The organism is Comamonas brasiliensis (genome assembly GCF_018292285.1).
Lineage (GTDB): Bacteria > Pseudomonadota > Gammaproteobacteria > Burkholderiales > Burkholderiaceae_C > Comamonas > Comamonas brasiliensis.
Window position 1 is genome coordinate 197,662 of the sequence record NZ_JAANES010000007.1, and the last position, 17,402, is coordinate 215,063.

Annotated in this window: 14 protein-coding genes; 7 read left to right on the top strand and 7 right to left on the bottom strand. The window is 62.5% G+C overall.

Annotation, left to right across the window (positions count from 1 at the left end):
* Window positions 1-552: 552 nt before the first annotated feature.
* From DJFAAGMI_RS23455 to DJFAAGMI_RS23465, 3 genes are all read right to left on the bottom strand, one after another.
* Window positions 553-1,464, bottom strand: coding sequence for a sulfurtransferase (locus DJFAAGMI_RS23455; RefSeq protein ID WP_211459576.1), 912 nt, complete (start codon window positions 1,462-1,464; stop codon window positions 553-555).
* A gap of 196 nt (window positions 1,465-1,660) precedes the next feature.
* Window positions 1,661-2,575, bottom strand: coding sequence for a DMT family transporter (locus DJFAAGMI_RS23460; protein WP_211459578.1), 915 nt, complete (start codon window positions 2,573-2,575; stop codon window positions 1,661-1,663).
* Window positions 2,576-2,659: 84 nt separating this feature from the next.
* Window positions 2,660-3,799, bottom strand: a complete 1,140-nt coding sequence (locus DJFAAGMI_RS23465; RefSeq protein ID WP_003078766.1) for an aromatic ring-hydroxylating oxygenase subunit alpha — start codon at window positions 3,797-3,799, stop codon at window positions 2,660-2,662.
* Between the two features lie 434 nt (window positions 3,800-4,233).
* On the opposite strand from DJFAAGMI_RS23465, the gene xseB reads away from it, so the two are divergent.
* From xseB to DJFAAGMI_RS23490, 5 genes are all read left to right on the top strand, one after another.
* The gene (xseB, locus tag DJFAAGMI_RS23470) at window positions 4,234-4,473 is read left to right on the top strand and encodes an exodeoxyribonuclease VII small subunit (RefSeq protein ID WP_003052843.1); all 240 of its coding nucleotides are present in this window, start codon (window positions 4,234-4,236) and stop codon (window positions 4,471-4,473) included.
* A 38-nt stretch (window positions 4,474-4,511) separates the two neighbouring features.
* Entirely contained in the window at window positions 4,512-5,453 is a 942-nt protein-coding gene (locus tag DJFAAGMI_RS23475) for a polyprenyl synthetase family protein (RefSeq protein WP_211459580.1), read from the top strand.
* 66 nt (window positions 5,454-5,519) lie between these two features.
* Window positions 5,520-7,388 carry a 1-deoxy-D-xylulose-5-phosphate synthase gene (dxs, locus tag DJFAAGMI_RS23480; protein ID WP_211459582.1) on the top strand — a complete coding sequence of 623 codons (1,869 nt, stop codon included), beginning with the start codon at window positions 5,520-5,522 and terminating at the stop codon, window positions 7,386-7,388.
* A gap of 213 nt (window positions 7,389-7,601) precedes the next feature.
* On the top strand, window positions 7,602-8,684 hold the full coding sequence (locus DJFAAGMI_RS23485) for a type 2 periplasmic-binding domain-containing protein (protein WP_211459583.1): 1,083 nt from the start codon (window positions 7,602-7,604) through the stop codon (window positions 8,682-8,684).
* A 185-nt stretch (window positions 8,685-8,869) separates the two neighbouring features.
* Window positions 8,870-9,952, top strand: coding sequence for a TRAP transporter substrate-binding protein (locus DJFAAGMI_RS23490; RefSeq protein WP_003052850.1), 1,083 nt, complete (start codon window positions 8,870-8,872; stop codon window positions 9,950-9,952).
* A 12-nt stretch (window positions 9,953-9,964) separates the two neighbouring features.
* On the opposite strand, the gene DJFAAGMI_RS23495 is transcribed toward DJFAAGMI_RS23490, so the two are convergent.
* The 4 genes from DJFAAGMI_RS23495 to DJFAAGMI_RS23510 form a co-directional block, all read right to left on the bottom strand.
* On the bottom strand, window positions 9,965-10,162 hold the full coding sequence (locus DJFAAGMI_RS23495; protein WP_211459586.1) for a hypothetical protein: 198 nt from the start codon (window positions 10,160-10,162) through the stop codon (window positions 9,965-9,967).
* Between the two features lie 189 nt (window positions 10,163-10,351).
* Window positions 10,352-12,181: a TRAP transporter large permease gene (locus tag DJFAAGMI_RS23500; RefSeq protein ID WP_211459588.1), complete on the bottom strand. Its 1,830-nt coding sequence runs from the start codon at window positions 12,179-12,181 to the stop codon at window positions 10,352-10,354.
* A 19-nt stretch (window positions 12,182-12,200) separates the two neighbouring features.
* A complete protein-coding gene (locus DJFAAGMI_RS23505) occupies window positions 12,201-12,821 on the bottom strand; it encodes a TRAP transporter small permease subunit (protein ID WP_003069181.1) in 621 nt (206 codons plus the stop codon).
* Between the two features lie 346 nt (window positions 12,822-13,167).
* The gene (locus tag DJFAAGMI_RS23510; RefSeq protein ID WP_211459590.1) at window positions 13,168-14,340 is read right to left on the bottom strand and encodes a helix-turn-helix domain-containing protein; all 1,173 of its coding nucleotides are present in this window, start codon (window positions 14,338-14,340) and stop codon (window positions 13,168-13,170) included.
* Between the two features lie 158 nt (window positions 14,341-14,498).
* Here DJFAAGMI_RS23510 and DJFAAGMI_RS23515 point away from each other — a divergent pair, with 158 nt between their 5' ends.
* Entirely contained in the window at window positions 14,499-14,969 is a 471-nt protein-coding gene (locus tag DJFAAGMI_RS23515) for a (2Fe-2S)-binding protein (RefSeq protein WP_211459593.1), read from the top strand.
* A 33-nt stretch (window positions 14,970-15,002) separates the two neighbouring features.
* Window positions 15,003-17,390: a xanthine dehydrogenase family protein molybdopterin-binding subunit gene (locus DJFAAGMI_RS23520; RefSeq protein ID WP_211459595.1), complete on the top strand. Its 2,388-nt coding sequence runs from the start codon at window positions 15,003-15,005 to the stop codon at window positions 17,388-17,390.
* The last annotated feature ends 12 nt before the right edge of the window (window positions 17,391-17,402 follow it).

The following is a 17,402-nucleotide window of genomic DNA, read 5'->3' on the forward strand; positions in this document are numbered from 1 at the left end:
GTCACGGCACACACAAACAAGACGTTAAAAGTGTTTCGATCTGTTGAAATGAATTGTGTTTCAAGCCTTGATCGAACTGAAGTCGGGGAGCGTCGGTATCGCCGGTCTGGTTTCACAGGCAGGCCTGTAAGATTTCCCTTACTGCCTTGCCGTCCGTCGGGATGACTCGGGATGCCGGTTGGGGGCTGACATTGCATCAGGCCGGATTCCGCTGGTGCATGTATTGTGAATCTGTCCGGAACATGACAAACGAGGAAATAGGCGGCTTTTTGTTCGGTATCTGATCGCCTATGAAACAAGACGGCCCGGATTCCCTGTGATAACGGCCTGCATCCGGGTTGCCAAGCCGCATCGACATGCGAGCGCGGACATGGATGTCGGCCATGCCGCCAAGACCCGGAGCACTGCGATGGAGCGGGCCTGGCCTACATGGGTACGGCGCTGATCACGGCCTGGCCTGCTCAAGGATCGGGGAGTGAACCCGGCAAGTGCAGGGAGACAGGCATGCCCGCTCGAAGCCGGTGCCTGGAGCGGCACCGGCATGCGTCAGGCTCAGCCCCTCTCGGCCGGCCGCGAAGGCTGGCTGCACCACTCGCTCCAGCTGCCGGCAAACAAGGCTGTGGGCGCGAAGCCGGCAATGCGCATGGCCAGCACATTGGGGGTGGCGCTGACGCCGCTGCCGCACTGGTGCACCACGCTGGCGGGATCGCGTCCGGCCAGCAACTGGTCAAACTCGGCCTTGAGCAGCGCTGCGGGCTTGAAGCGTCCGTCGGCGGCGATATTGCTGCTGAACGGGCGGTTCAGCGCGCCCGGAATATGGCCCGCCACCGGGTCCAGGGGCTCCACCTCGCCGCGGTAGCGAGCCGGGGCGCGGGCATCGATGAGGGTCTGGGTGGCCTGACCCAGATCGGCCTCGACCTGAGCGACGGTCTTGAGCGTCTCCAGCGGCTGGCCCAGTTCAAAGTTGGACTGGAAATGGCCGGGCTCTTCCCCGCTGCCCAGGGGCTGGCCGGCCGCCTGCCAGGCCTGCAGCCCGCCATCGAGCACCGCCACGGCATCGTGGCCGGCCCAGCGCAGCATCCACCACAGGCGGCCGCAGTAATTGGCGGCGTTGCGGTCATAAACCACGGCCTGCATATCGTTGGCAAAGCCTATGGAAGACAGCCAGGCGGAAAAGCGCTCGCGCGTGGGCAGCGGGTGGCGACCGCCCGAAGCCGATTGCACGCTGGTGGCGACCTGTCCATCCTCGCCGGGCGTGCCATGCGGCGCGCTGAGATTTTTGTCTAGGTCGGCGAAGACGGCGCCCGGGATATGGGCCTGCAGATACTGCTCGCGGCCGGCAGGCGGGTTCATGAGGTCAAAGCTGCAGTCAAACACCATCAAGGGCTTGCCGCTGGCCTTGAGCCGGGCCAGCTGTTCGACGGAAATCAGGGTGTTGTAGTGCTCGGGCGTCGAGTGGTTCATGGCTTGCTGCTCCAAAGATTGACTGTTGCAGACGGCACTGCGTGCAGCCTTGCGCGATGCAAACCATTATGCGATCGGGTCAGCGCACCGGACTCAAGCGGCCTTCATTGTTTGGATATGGCCAGCCGCGCGGATCTGGCCTGGCCGCTGCCGCAGGCAGGGGGCATGGCGCAGATGCTCCGCACCCCCGGCACGGTTAGCCTCTGGAGCGCAAGGTAGTGGCAGCGGCGCCGCTGGCGACGATGAGCACGATGCCTCCCCAGCCGATCAGGGGAATGCTCTCGCCGAACAGCACCAGGCTGAGCAAGGCGGCAAACACAATGCCCGAGTACTGCAGATTGGCGACGACCAGGGTGTTGCTCTTGCTGCCGGCCGAGGCATAGGCCTTGGTCATGCAGACCTGGGCCACGGCGGCCAGCACGCCCACGGGCACCAGCCACAGAGCGCTCCAGCCGGGGAAGGGCGAGATGCCGGTCAACAGCATGGTGATGCCGCCGGCAATGGCCGAACCGACCGAGAAATAGAACACTACGCGGGTCTCAGGCTCGCCCAGGCGCGACAGGGTTGTCACCTGCATATAGGCCATGGCCGCAAACATACCGCCAAACAGGCCGCCGAGCGCGGCCACCCATTCGCTGGCCGGTGCGCTGGTCGGGCGCAGCACCAGCAGCACGCCGACAAAGCCCGCCACCACGGTGGACACGAGGCCCCAGGGGAAGGGTGGAATGGCACGGCGGGTTTCGGGCTCGGCCGCATAGGACTTGCGCAGCGTATGGCGCATCCACAGGCCCTGGGCGATGAGAAACACCGCCATCCAGATGCTGCTCATGGAGTTGAGCGTGGTGGCCGTGGCCAGCGGCAGGTGGCCGATGGCGTAGAACCAGGCTCCCATGGAGATCACGCCGACAAAGCTGCGCCAGGCATGTTCGCGCGAGTACTGGGTGGTCAGCGTCACGCCGCTGCGCCTGGCCAGCCAGACCAGCAGCGCCATGCTGACCAGGCCGCGGTAGAACACGATCTCTGCCGCATTGAAGTCCTGGGAGGCAAACTTCACACACACACTCATGACCGCAAAAATCAACGCGGCCAACACCATCCACAGGGCTTGCATATCTCACTCAATTCAGCATAAAAAATAGCTGCTGTGCTTATGGGGTAAGCGATAGCAGCTATCAGTCTTTGAGGTTTACCTCATTCAGCGTTGGGGAACGCTGTCACCCATGATGCGGCGATACCACTCATGGAAATGTTGCATGCCGTCTTCCATGGGGCTCTGATAGGGGCCGACCTCGTTGTCGCCGCGTTCATACAGGGCCTTGCGGCCACCGTCCATGCGCTCGGCGATCTCGTCGTCCTCGATGCAGGTTTCCATGTAGGCGGCCTTCTGGGCCTGCACGAACTCTGGCTCGAAGGCGGCGATTTCCTCGGGGTAGAAGAACTCCACCACGTTCAGCGTCCTGTCCACGGCCAGCGGGTGCAGGGTCGAGACGGTCAGCACATGCGGATACCACTCCACCATGATGTGGGGGTAGTAGGTCAGCCAGATGGCTCCGCGATCGGGCAGTTCGCCGTTGCGGTAGGCCAGCAGCACCTCGTGCCACTTCTTGTAGATGTCCGAGCCCGGGTTGCCGAAGCTGGGGGCCACGCCCACGGTCTGCACCGAGTACTCGCTGGCGAATTCCCACTTCAGATCGTCGCAGGTGACGAAGTTGCCCAGACCGGGGTGGAAGGGGCCGACGTGGTAGTCCTCCAGATAGACCTCGATAAAGGTCTTCCAGTTGTAGTTGCACTCGTGCATCTCGACATGGTCGAGCACAAAGCCGTCGAACTGGAGCTGCTCGCGCAGCTTCATGCCGGCCAGATCGGCCTCGATGTCGCGGCCGTTGTCCTCGAACAGCAGTCCGTTCCACTCGCGCAGGCGGTAGTTGTTGAGGTTCAGGCAGGGGTCGTGGCTGAAATGCGGGGCGCCCAGCAGCTCGCCGCTGGTGCTGTAGGTCCAGCGGTGCAGCGGGCAGACGATATTGCCGCCGGCATGGCCTTTGCCTTCGGACAGCAGATTGCCGCGCCCCTTGAGCATCACGGCCTGGCGGTGGCGGCAGACGTTGGAGATCAGCTCGATCTCGCCTTTGGCATTGCGTACCAGCGCCCGCCCCTCTTTTTCCTGAGGCAGGGCGTAGTAGTCGCCTATCTCGGGAACGGCCAGCTGGTGGCCCACGTAGCGCGGGCCGCGCTTGAAAATCGTTTCCAACTCGCGCTGGAACAGCGCTTCGTCGAAATAACTTGAAACTGGTAGTTGGCTTGCGGCCTGCTGCAGTTGAAGACTTAAATCAGTCATGGATGACTTGACCTAAAGACTCCCCACAGGGAGGGTGCACGTGCGCACACGGTAAAAAACGAAACCGGCCTTGTCTGGACACGGGCCTCAGGCAATGGGCGGTGGCGCATGGCCTGCCGACGCGTTTGCCCGACCAGGATGACCAGGCACGGGGCCGGCTTGACGGGAATGGGATTATAGGCTGTGGGGTTATTTCCGTTTTTCTGGTACGTGTATTGACGCTATTTCGTCCATGTGCCGTCGGAGCCTGTCAGCAAGTTGCCAGCCGCCTGCAAACCCTTGCCGCTGGGCAAAAAGGCGGGCGCAGCAGGCCCGGACCGGTCGGGAATTTACAGCCAAAACATATCGCGCCAGCCGGCTTTGCGGGCATTGCACGCCAATGGTGCAGGGACGCCTAAAATCGTCGCTTCCGTCCAACATCGACCACACCATCCATGCCCAAGGCCGCTGCCGCCAAAAAATCTGAACAGCCTGTCAGCTATGAAGCTGCTTTGCAGGAGCTGGAGCAACTGATTGCACAGATCGAATCCGGTCAGCTGCCGCTGGAGCAGATGCTCAGCGGCTACCAGCGCGCTGCGGAGCTGCTGGTTTTTTGCCGTAGCCAGCTCGATGCGGTGCAGGAGCAGGTCAAGGTATTGGACGAAGGCAAGCTGTCTGCCTGGACCCAGGACTGATCCCGGTGTCCGCGCGTTTTGCCTTGAAGATGCAGCCCATGAATGAATCAATGATTGCCGAACCATCGACGCCTTTGAACGAGGGCAAGACTGCCCTGGATTTTTCCGTCTGGATGCAGGAGCGACTGGTGCGCACCGAAGACGCGCTGTCGCGCTGGGTGGGCATCAATGCACCTGCGGGTCTGGGTGAGGCCATGCGCTACGCCGTGCTCGATGGCGGCAAGCGCTTGCGGCCGTTGCTGGTCTGGGCGGCCGCCGAGGCGGTTGGCGGTCAGGCCGCGGCCACGCTGCGTGCCGGCTGTGCCGTGGAGCTGATTCATGCTTACTCCCTGGTGCACGACGACATGCCCTGCATGGACAACGACACCATGCGTCGCGGCAAGCCCACCGTGCATGTGCAGTTCGGCGAAGCCTCGGCCCTGCTGGCCGGCGATGCTCTGCAGGCCCTGGCCTTCGAGCTGCTGCTGCCTGAAGACGATGGCATTCCCTGCTCCATGCAGGCCAGGCTGTGCCGCCTGCTGGGCGCGGCGGCGGGCAGCCACGGCATGGCTGGCGGTCAGGCCATCGATCTGGCCAGCGTGGGCAAGCAACTGAGCGAGGCGCAACTGCGCGAGATGCACCGTCTCAAGACCGGTGCGCTGCTGCTGGGCAGCGTGCTCATGGGGGCCGCCTGCAATGCACAGACCGACGCCAGGGCACTGGCCGCGCTGACCGACTACGGCCAGGCACTGGGCGTGGCGTTCCAGGTGGTGGACGATATTCTGGACGTAGTGGCCGACTCTGCAACGTTGGGCAAGACGGCGGGCAAGGATGCGGCCAATGACAAGCCCACTTTTGTATCGCTGCTGGGGCTGGAGGCTGCAAGAGCCCATGCCGAGGAGTTGCGCCTGCTGGCCCACGCCGCGTTGACTCGCAGCGGTCTGGCCGACACCCAGGCCCTGGCCGCACTTGCTGATATGGTCGTGCAGCGCACCCATTGAGATTGAATGGAAAAGCTCTGTAACCGAATATTGGCTGGCGCTAGCAGCTATTAAAAAATATAGAACATGTCCACGAATACTTCTTCCCTGCTGCACAACATCAACGATCCCGCAGACATGCGCGGCCTCTCGCGTGCCCAGCTCAAGACGCTGGCCGCAGAGCTGCGCACCTATGTGATCGACAGCGTCTCAAGGACCGGCGGGCACCTCAGCTCCAACCTGGGGACGGTGGAGTTGACCGTGGCGCTGCACTCGGTGTTCAACACGCCCTATGACCGCATCGTCTGGGACGTGGGCCACCAGACCTATCCGCACAAGATCCTGACCGGTCGCCGCGATCGCATGGCCACCCTGCGCCAGTTCGGCGGCCTGTCCGGCTTTCCTCAGCGTGCCGAGAGCGAGTACGACACCTTTGGCACGGCACACTCGTCCACCAGCATTTCTGCTGCGCTGGGCATGGCGCTGGCCGCCAAGCAAAAAGGCGAGGATCGCCGTGCAATCGCCGTGATCGGCGACGGTGCGATGACGGCCGGCATGGCTTTCGAGGCACTGAACAACGGTGGCGTGCACGATGCCAATCTGCTGGTCATCCTCAACGACAACGACATGAGCATCAGTCCGCCCGTGGGTGCGCTCAATCGCTATCTGGCACAGCTGATGAGCGGGCAGTTCTATGCCAAGGCCCGCGATGTGGGCAAGAGCGTTCTCAAGCAGGTGCCGCCCTTGCTGGAGCTGGCCAAGCGCCTGGAACAGCAGGCCAAGGGCATGGTCGTGCCTGCCACCATGTTCGAGCAGTTCGGCTTCAACTACATCGGTCCCATCGACGGTCATGACCTCGACTCGCTGATCCCCACGCTGGAGAACATCAAGGGTCTCAAGGGCCCGCAGTTTCTGCATGTGGTCACCAAGAAGGGCCAGGGCTACAAGCTGGCCGAGGCCGATCCCGTGGCCTATCACGGGCCCGGGAAATTCGATCCGGCTGTCGGTCTGGTCAAGTCCGCCATCCCTGCCAAGCAGACCTTCACCCAGGTGTTCGGCCATTGGCTCTGCGATATGGCTGCCAAGGACCAGCGCCTGGTCGGCATCACGCCCGCCATGCGCGAGGGCTCGGGCATGGTGGAGTTCCACAAGCGCTTTCCAGGTCGCTACTACGACGTGGGCATTGCCGAGCAGCATGCCGTGACCTTTGCCGGCGGCATGGCCTGCGAAGGCGTCAAGCCCGTGGTGGCCATCTATTCCACGTTCCTGCAGCGTGCCTATGACCAACTGATCCACGACGTCGCGCTGCAGAACCTGCCCGTGGTGTTCGCGCTGGACCGCGCAGGTCTGGTGGGTGCCGACGGGGCCACGCACGCGGGCGCCTATGACATTGCGTTTGTGCGTTGCATTCCCAATATGAGCATGGCCTGTCCGGCCGACGAGCGCGAAACGCGCCAGTTGCTGACCACGGCCTATGAGCAGGATCACCCCGTCTGCGTGCGCTATCCGCGCGGTGCCGGTGTGGGGGTGACGCCGCTGGAAAGCCTGGAAGGTCTGCCCTTTGGCAAGGGTGAGATGCGCCGCGAATCGAGCTCCGGGAAAGTGGCGATTCTGGCCTTCGGTACCTTGCTCTATCCCGCGCTGCAAGCTGCCGAAGCGCTCGACGCCAGCGTGGCCAATATGCGCTGGGCCAAGCCGCTTGACGAAGCACTGCTGCTCAAGATCGCCGCCGAGCATGAACTCATCGTCACGCTGGAAGAGGGTTGTGTCATGGGCGGCGCTGGCAGTGCCGTGATGGAGTGCCTCGCCGCCAACGGTCTGAGCAAGAGCGTGCTGCAGCTGGGCCTGCCCGACGCGTTCATCGAGCATGGCGATCCCGCCAAGCTGCTGGCGCTGCAGGGGCTGGATGCCGCAGGCATCGAAGCCTCCATCCGCAAGCGTCTGGCTGCAGGCTGACGCGATACGGACATGGTTTGCGCAAGTCCGATGGATTGACACCAGGCCCTTCCATGGAGGGCCTTTTTCTTTGCTTGCTGTCAAGAAAACTGACGGCAACCGTGAATCGCCACACGGACGGCGTCTGCGTTCCTAGAATGCCTGTGGCTGCCGGCTGTGATCGGACGGTTGCGGCCAGCTTGGCAATCGACAACTACTAGCGGAGAAATATTCATGGATCGTCGCTCACTCGTCAAACATGTGGGCATGGCTGGTGTGCTGGCTGCTGGCGTGGCTCCGGCAGTGCGCAGCCAGGAGGTGCTGCGCTGGCGCCTGGTGACGAGTTTTCCCAAAGTCCTTGACGCCATCTCTGGCGGGGCCGAGAAGTTTGCCCAGTCGCTGCGTCTCATGTCGGGTGGTCAGATCGAAGTCAGCGTGCACTCCGCGGGCGAGCTGATGCCCGCGTTTGGCGTGATGGAGGGAGTACAGAACGGCGTGGTCGAAATGGCTTTGACGGCACCGTACTACTTCACCGACAAGGACTACTGCTTTGCACTCGGGTGCGCCGTGCCCTTCGGTCTGACGGCGCGGCAGATGGATGCCTGGATGGAGTGGGGCGGCGGGCGCAAGCTCATGGATGATTTCTACGCCCAGTACAACATCAAGAGCCTGAGCGCCGGCAACACTGGCACGCAGATGGGCGGTTGGTACCGCAAGGAAATCAGGACCGTGCAGGACTTGCACGGGCTGCGCATGCGCGCCGGCGGCGGCTTGCTCGGCGATGCGCTGCAAAAGCTGGGCGTGCAAGCCGTCAACATGCCTATTGCGGATGCGCAGCAGGCGCTGGAAAAGAATCGTCTCGATGCGGTGGAGTTCGTCGGCCCCTATGACGATCAGAAGCTGGGCTTCGGCAAGATCGCGCCCTACTACTACTATCCGGGCTGGTGGGAAGGCGGTGCCGAGCTGGCCTATTTCATCAATACCAAGTCCTTTGCGGCGCTGACGCCCGAGCTGCGCGCCATGGTGGAAGCCGCGGCGGCACTGGCCGCCAAGGATCTGACGGCCAAATACTTGGCATACAACCCTGCGGCACTCAAAAAGCTGCTCAGCGAACGCGTGCAGCTGCGCGCCTTTCCACGCGAGCTCATGGATGCGGGCTTCAAGGCCGTGATGGCCACCATGGCCGAGCATGAGGCCAAGTCGGCGCAGTTCAAGAAAATTCACCGCAGCATGCGTGGATTCCAGCATGACCAGCTGCTCTGGGATCGCTTCTCCGAATTCCGCTATGCCAGCTATATGAGCGCGGTACGGCTGTAAGCAGCGCAGGCAGGCCGCCGAGGCCGAATTCGATACACCTAACTAGGTAGAACTTCTTAAGCTAACGGTCACTTTTTATCGCATGCTGAACGATTGACTCGTGTACATTTTGTGCCTGTTGCATAAGTCAAGCTGGCATAGATCAGTGGTCTGTGTCAGCCAATCTGTTCCTCAAGGAGACTAAAGTGGATCGTCGTTCCATTCTGAAAAATGCCGGTATCGCTGGCGTGCTGGCTGCGGGCGCCGCACCTGCTGTTCACGCCCAGGCCGCCGTGCGCTGGCGCCTGGCCTCGAGCTTTCCCAAGTCGCTGGACACCATCTTCGGCAGCGCTGAAAAGCTGTCGCAAGTGGTCAAGGCCATGTCGGGCGGCAAGTTCGAGATCTCGGTGCACCCCGCTGGCGAGCTGATGCCCGCTTTCGGTGTGGTGGATGCACTGCAGGGCGACACCATCGATATGGCACAGACTGCGGCCTACTATTTCACCGGCAAGGACCCCATCTTCGCCTTCAGCTGCGCCGTGCCCTTCGGCCTGACCACGCTGCAGATGAACGGCTGGAAAGACCATGGCAATGGCCGCAAGCTGCTGGATGCCTTCTTTGCCAAGTACAACTTCAAGACCGCATCCGCAGGCAACACCACGACCCAGATGGGTGGCTGGTACCGCAAGGAAATCAAGACCGTGGAAGACCTCAAGGGTCTGAAAATGCGTCTGGGTGGCGGCGTGTTCGGCGAAGCCATGGCCAAGCTGGGCGTGGTGGCACAGAACATGCCTGCCGGCGATGTCTATCAGGCCCTGGAAAAGGGTACGCTGGATGCCGTGGAATTCGTCGGTCCCTATGACGATGAGAAGCTGGGCTTCAACAAGGTTGCTCCCTACTACTACTACCCCGGCTGGTGGGAAGGTTCTGCTGACCTGGAGTTCTTCATCAATCTGAAGAAGTACAACGCACTGTCGCCCGAGAACAAGGCGATCCTGGACGCCGCAACCCGCGTGGCTGCCGCCGACATGACCAGCAAGTACCAGGTGCTCAACCCTCAGGCCATCAAGCGCCTGGTGGCCAACAAGACCCAGCTGAAGATGTTCCCCAAGCCGCTGATGGACGCCGGTTTCAAGGCTTCCATGGAGGTGTTTGCCGAGCACGAAGCCAAGTCGCCCGAATTCAAGAAGATTCACCAGGACATGCGCGCTTTCCAGCGCGACCAGATCCTGTGGAACCGCTTCTCCGAGTTCCCCTTCAATCAGTACATGGCGACTGCCAAGATCTGATCCCGATCAGAGTCACCGGCGCCATGCGCTGGCTGTTGAAAAAACCGCAGCTTGCTGCGGTTTTTTCATGCCATCGAGATCATGCCGGGAGTCCTCCTGCGCTGCCTCGGTGGTGTCTTTCGATAGGCGGATGACATCGGCCCGGCAGGGCAGTTCCCATATTCCTTCGGTTGCCAGCATTCCATCGCTGCTGCGATAGGCCGGCTCCACACAAGACTCCTGGGCATTGGCGGCTTGAGACAGCAGATCGGCACAGGATTGACGGGGACGGCAGTCAGCAGCTCGGTGATGCTCAGGAGGGCTTGCCGATGGATAGCGAATCTATTACCCATCAACCTCCAAGCCATGAAAAAGCCCCGGCTCTGGCGAGCCGGGGCTATGTCGGTAGCAGCTGTCGATTTACTTGGCTGCAGGTGCCGCGCTCAGTGAATCCTGCAAGGCCTTGGCCGGGTCATCCGATCCATAGCCGTTGGCATCGGGCGCAGCCGGAGCCGGCTGGCTGCCTTCTGCAGGGGCCGAGCCTTCCTCGCCGCCTTCAGGCGCTCTAAACGGGTTGTCCGCACCATAGCCGCCGCCGGCATCGTTGAGCTGGTTGAGCATTTCATCGCCCACCTTGTTCATGTCCACAACCACGGGCTTGTCGAGTGCGCCGGTCACGATGCCGGGGAAGGCGATCAGCACGCCCACCATCACCAGCTGGATCAGCACAAAGGGCACGGCACCCTTGTAGATCTGCATGGTGGTGACGGGCGCTATCACCTTGTGTGTGACCTTGTCCATGTACTGCTTGTCCGGCGCGACGGAGCGCAGGAAGAACAGTGCAAAGCCGAAGGGCGGATGCATGAACGAGGTCTGCATGTTCACGGCAAGCAGTACGCCGAACCAGATCAGATCGATGCCCATCTTCTCGGCCACGGGGCCCAGCAGTGGCACCACGATGAACGAGAGTTCAAAGTAGTCCAGGAAGAAGGCCAGGAAGAAGATCATGATGTTGACCACGATCAGGAAGCCCACCTGGCCGCCGGGCAGGCTGGTCAGCAGATGCTCCACCCACTTGGGCCCGTCTGCAGCCTGGAAGACCAGACTGAAGGTGGTGGCGCCGATCATGATGAACATCACAAAGCTGGCCAGCTTGGTGGTCGAGGCCAGGGCCTGCTTGAGCAGGTCCATGTTCAGGCGACGGCGGGCAAAACCCATGATCAGTGCCGCCATGGCGCCCATGGCACCGCCTTCGGTAGGTGTTGCAATGCCCAGGAAGATGGTGCCCAGCACCAGGAAGATCAGCAGCAGAGGGGGGATCAGCACAAAGGTCACGCGCTCGGCCAGCTTGGACAGCAGGCCCAGCTTGAGGACCCGGTTGAGTGAGGCGATCACGAAGGCGATGAAGGTGCCGCCGCACATGGCGGTGACGATCTTCTCGTCGGTGGCGACTTCGGTGATTTCCTTGCCCTGCCACCAGGTGTGCAGGTCGGCCATGTGGCTGGCCAGGAAGATGGCCACGATGGTGGACAGACCCATCACCACGACCAACGAGGTGTAGCCGGAGTTGCCGTTGGACTCGCGGTAGATGCGTGCTTCGGGCGGCAGTGCAGGCACGGTATGGGGCTTGAAGATGGCCAGGAATGCCACCCAGACCACGTACAGGCCCATGAGCATGAAGCCGGGGATGAAGGCACCCTTGTACATATCTCCAACGCTCTTGCCCAGCTGGTCGGCCATCAGAATCAGCACCAGCGAGGGCGGGATGATCTGGGCCAGCGTGCCAGAGGCCGCAATCACGCCCGATGCCAGGCGGCGGTCATAGCCGTAACGCAGCATGATGGGCAGAGAGATCAGGCCCATGGAGATCACCGAAGCGGCAACCACACCGGTGGTGGCAGCCAGCAAGGCGCCCACAAAGATCACGGCCAGCGCCAGACCGCCGCGGATGGGACCGAAGACCTGACCGACAGTGTCAAGCAGGTCTTCCGCCATGCCGGAACGTTCGAGAATCAGGCCCATCAAGGTGAAGAAGGGCACGGCCAGCAGGGTGTCGTTGGCCATGATGCCAATCAGGCGCTGGGGCAGCCAGGCCATTACGGAGGAGGGGAAGACGCCCAGTTCGATGCCCAGAAAGCCGAAGGCCAGGCCCGCAGCACCCAGGCTGAAGGCGACTGGAAAGCCCAGCAGCAAAAAGCAGATCAGCCCCGCAAACATGATGGGGGCGTAGTTGGTAGCGATGAATTCCATTGATTGTCTCCCGCTACCGTTATGCCTTGGCCTGGGCGGCCAGCGCCTCAGCCTGCTTGCGATCGGCTTCGGCACGCAGGGCCTCGGCCAGCTCTTCCTCGGCGCTCTTGTCGCTGAGCTTGCCCATGGGGTCGGGGCCGTCACCGGTCAGGAAGGCAATGCGCTTGATCAGCTCGGAGATGCCCTGCAGCAGCAGCAAGGTGATGCCCACAGGAATCGCTGTCCACACGGGCCAGCGGATCAGTCCGCCGGGGTTGCCCGACATCTCGCCGGACTGGTACATCTGAATCACCACCGGCATGCTCAGCCACAGAATGGTCAGGCATAGAGGGGTGAGAAAGAAGGCAAAGCCGATGATGTCGATCCAGACCTGGGCCTTTTTGGACAGACGGCTGTTGATCACGTCGATGCGCACATGCTCGCGGTGCAGAAGGGTGTAGCCCGCCGCAATCAGAAAGGACCATGCGAACAGATACCACTGGACTTCCAGAAAGGCATTGGAGCTGGTGTCGAAGGCCTTGCGAACAATGGCGTTGGCGGCGCTGATGAAGGTGGCGGCAAATATCAGCCAGATTGAATATTTGCCGACAAAGGCGTTGAGCCTGTCGATAGCCCTGGACAGGGCAAGTAAAGCCTGCATGGTGTCTCCAAAAAGTAGGCCGTGTATGCGTCGCGCTGTTGGGGCTGGTAAGCCTTAGGGCGATCTGAGTTTTTGAACCGAACTGGAGATTCTACGGACGCAGGTATGGTGTTTTTTACAAATACGCACGCAAATGTGGCGCCCGAGCGTCAGTTGTGTCTGCTATGCGCACGATAGCTGCAAGCGCATGGCTGGTGCCGCTTAGGTGATTGTTTTATTGAGGTATTTTGTGTTCTTGATGGGCTTGGGTGCTAGTGTGCGCCTGCTGTCGTGGAAGGTGTCTGCGTGCTGAAACTAGGGCAAATCCTGAGGGAGTCAAACTGCCTTGAATCCGGTTCAAGACCTCCTATTTGCTGGCGAGTCGGCGGTAGAGCGTGGCCCGGCTCAATCCCAGGTTGCGGGCTGCCACGCTTACATTTCCGTGCGCCTCCTGCATGGCCTGCTGAATCAGCAGCAACTCGCTGGTGCGCAGCGGTGTGGCCATGGCATTGGCAGGTACTCCCCGGCTGGCTGCGCCGGAACCAGTCATGACGGGAGTGCGCAGCAAGGGGCCGGCCTGTGCCAGCGCCAGCAGGCGCAGACCGGACCACAGCGGCAGCTGCAGTGGCGCCTCGGGTCGCTGGCGCGCATGCTCGATCAGATGGCTCCAGGGCAGGGCCAGCAGCTCATGGCTCTGAATGAGCGAGTCCTCCCCGGGGGCTTGCAGAGGACGTGGCACCAGTTGCCTGGCCACGGTATTGCTGCCCAGCAATCGGCCTTCGGCATCAAACACCATCAGGCCTTCGCCCTCCTGGCCCAGCGGCCCGCCGGGCCAGTTCACGCGCAGCAGCAGGGTGTGAGGCAGGGCCCGCAGCAATCGATCTTCGATGGCACGTGCGCAGCGCAGCGCCAGCAGCAGCAGCTCGGGGCGCTCGGGGACATCAATGCCGGTGATGTCCAGCATGCCCAGGCATTCGCCCTGAGGGCCGAATACCGGAGCACCTGCGCAGCTGTAGTCGCGCAGATCGTCAAAAAAATGCTCCTGCCTGTGCAGCCATACCGGGCTGAGTTCGGCCAGTGTCGCGCCTATGGCCGAGGTGCCCACGCCGCGCTCGGACAGATCCACACCGACACGGCCCACGGCCAGCGCACGCAGATCGCTGTGGTCGACGGGGCCTTGCACTTCCAGGGCCAGTCCCTGGGCATCGGTCAGCAGACAGAAGTAGCGCATGGCGCCCACGGCTGCGACCAGTTGCGTCATGACCGGACGTGCGGCCTGCAGCAGCAGTTGGTGCTTGTCCTGGGCGTGGCGCAGCGCGTGAGGTCCGACGGCCTCGAACTCCACTGTTTGAGCGGGATGACGGCCTTGCGCCACGCAGCGCTGCCAAGAGCGCCAGAGCCAGGGGGCAAGACCAGACGGAACCAACGCATGGGATGAGTCCATCGCCAGCAACTGCTGCCTGGCCTGGGCAAGCAGGGAATGGCGTGCACCTGGATGGGCTGCGGCTTGCGCGGATGTGGCGAGGCTGGCGGGCGACATGCGGACTCCGGACAGTGTTTCATTTTGAGAATATCTGTGCGTGTTTCGCCTGGCTTGGGGGTCAACCCTAGCGCCTTGCATGGTGGTAACTGCCCACCATAGAGAGTGCGGTTGTGCTTTGTTACCCAATTCTTCGGATATAGGCAGGAGGCATCACGATGAATGTTCAGTTCACGGTCAATGGCCGCGCGGCCAGCATTGACGTCCCCCCCAATACCTTGCTGGTGCAGGCGCTGCGTGAACAGCTGCGCCTGACGGGCACCCATGTGGGCTGCGATACCAGCCAGTGCGGAGCCTGCACGGTGCTGGTCAATGGCAAGGCCATCAAGTCCTGCACCATGCTGGCCGTGCAGGCCCAGGGTGCCGAGGTTCAGACCATAGAGGGCATGGCCGCTGCCGATGGAACCATGCACCCCATGCAGGCGGCCTTCAAACAGTGCCACGGCCTGCAATGTGGCTTCTGCACACCCGGCATGGTGATGAGTGCCGTGGACCTGTGCCGCCAGAAGCCTCAGGCCACCGATGCCGAGATCCGCGAACTGCTCGAAGGCAATATCTGCCGCTGCACGGGCTACCAGAACATCGTCGCCGCCGTCAAAGCGGGTCGCGACGGCATGAGCGCCACCTGAGCAGCGCATCACAACTAGAAGAGGAGACACACCATGGGTGCATCTGACTTTTCCAAGCTGCCGCATATCGGCGAAGCCGTTCTGCGCCGCGAGGATGATCGCTTTCTGACCGGCGCTGGCCAGTACACGGACGACATCACACTGGGCGCACAGGCCTATGCGGTGTTCGTGCGCTCGCCCCATGCCCATGCAAGGCTGCGCAGCGTCAACGTGGATGCCGCCAAGGCGGCACCAGGCGTGGTCGGCGTGCTCACGGGGGCCGATGTGGCGGCCGCCGGCATCAACGGCCTGCCCTGCGGCTGGCTGATCACCAGCACCAATGGCGAGCCCATGAAGGAGCCGCCGCACCCGATATTGGCCCTCGATACCGTGCGCTATGTGGGCGATCAGGTGGCCATGGTGGTCGCCGAGACCCTGCAGCAGGCACGCGATGCGGCCGAGCTGGTGGAGGTCGATTACGCGGTGCTGCCTGCGGTCGTGAACGTGGCCGACGCGGCGGGCGGCAAAAAGCCTGGCGCCGTGGTTCACGACATTGCCCCTGACAACCATTGCTACAAATGGGCGATTGGCGACAAGGCGGCAGTGGATGCGGTGTTTGCCGGCGCCGCCCATGTGACCCGTCTGGATCTGGTCAACAACCGCCTGATACCCAATGCCATGGAGCCGCGCGTGGCCATAGGCAGCTACAACCGCGCCATGGATGAGTACACGCTGTACGTGGCCAATCAGAACCCGCATGTGGAGCGGCTGCTGATGACGGCCTTCGTCATGGGTCTGCCCGAGAGCAAGGTGCGCGTGATTGCGCCCGATGTGGGTGGCGGCTTTGGCTCCAAGATTTTCCTGTATGCCGAGGATGTCTGCCTGACCTGGGCTGCCAAGAAGCTCAACCGAAACATCAAGTGGACGGCCGATCGCAGCGAGTCCTTTCTGACCGATGCCCATGGCCGCGACCATGTCAGCCATGCCGAGATGGCCATGGATGCCGACGGCAAGTTCCTCGCCATGCGTGTGCACACCGATGCGAATCTGGGCGCCTACCTGTCCACCTTCGCCAGCGCCGTTCCGACGATTCTTTACGCAACGCTGCTGGCGGGGCAGTACACCACGCCGCAAATCCATATCGAGGTCGATGCCTGGTTCACCAACACTTCGCCCGTGGATGCCTACCGGGGCGCTGGCCGCCCCGAGGCCACGTACCTGCTCGAGCGCCTGGTCAGCCGCTGTGCCTGGGAGATGAATCTGTCCCAGGCCGAGATCAGGCGCCGCAACTTCATCACCAGCTTTCCCTATCAGACGCCGGTGGCGCTGCAGTACGACATCGGCGACTACAAAGCCTGCATGGATCAGGCCGAGCAACTGGCCGATGTGGCGGGCTTTGCGGCGCGGCGCGCGGCCAGCGAGGCCAGAGGCCTCAAGCGCGGCCTGGGCTACAGCAGCTACATCGAAGCCTGCGGTCTGGCGCCCAGCAATATTGCCGGGGCGCTGGGTGCACGTGCCGGTCTGTTCGAGTGCGGCGAGGTGCGCGTCCACCCCACGGGCAGCGTGACGGTGTTCACGGGCTCGCACAGCCACGGTCAGGGGCATGAGACGACTTTTGCCCAGGTGGTGGCGGCGCGGCTGGGCATTCCCGTCGAGCATGTCGAGATCGTCCATGGCGATACGGGTCGTGTGCCCTTTGGCATGGGAACCTATGGCTCGCGTTCCATCAGCGTGGGAGGGGCGGCCATCATGAAGGCGCTGGACAAGATCGAGGCCAAGGCCAAGAAGATCGCCGCCCACCTGATGGAGGCCAGCGATGCCGACATCGATTTCGCGGGAGGCGAGTTCACGGTGCGCGGCACCGACAGAAAGCTGCCGTTTGCCCAGATTGCGCTGACGGCCTATGTGCCGCACAACTATCCGCTGGACAAGCTGGAGCCGGGGCTGGACGAGACTGCTTTCTACGACCCCACCAACTTTACCTTCCCGGCCGGCACCTATATCTGCGAGGTCGAGGTGGACCCTGCCACGGGCGTGGTGCGCGTCGACCGCTTCAGTGCCGTGGACGATTTCGGCACCATCATCAATCCCATGATCGTGGAGGGTCAGGTTCATGGCGGACTGGCCCAGGGGATAGGTCAGGCGTTACTGGAGAACTGCGTCTACGACCGTGACTCGGGTCAGTTGCTGACTGGTAGTTTCATGGACTACGCCATGCCCCGCGCCGACGATCTGCCCGACTTTAAGCTGGGCACGGTCTGCACGCCCTGCACGCATAACCCGCTGGGTACCAAGGGCTGCGGCGAGGCTGGGGCCATAGGCTCGCCGCCCGCCGTCATCAATGCCGTGCTCGATGCCCTGCATTCCCTGGGCGTCAAGGACCTGGACATGCCTGCCAGCCCGCACCGCGTGTGGGAAGCGATTGATGCTGCACGCCCCTGAGGCACCCGACTG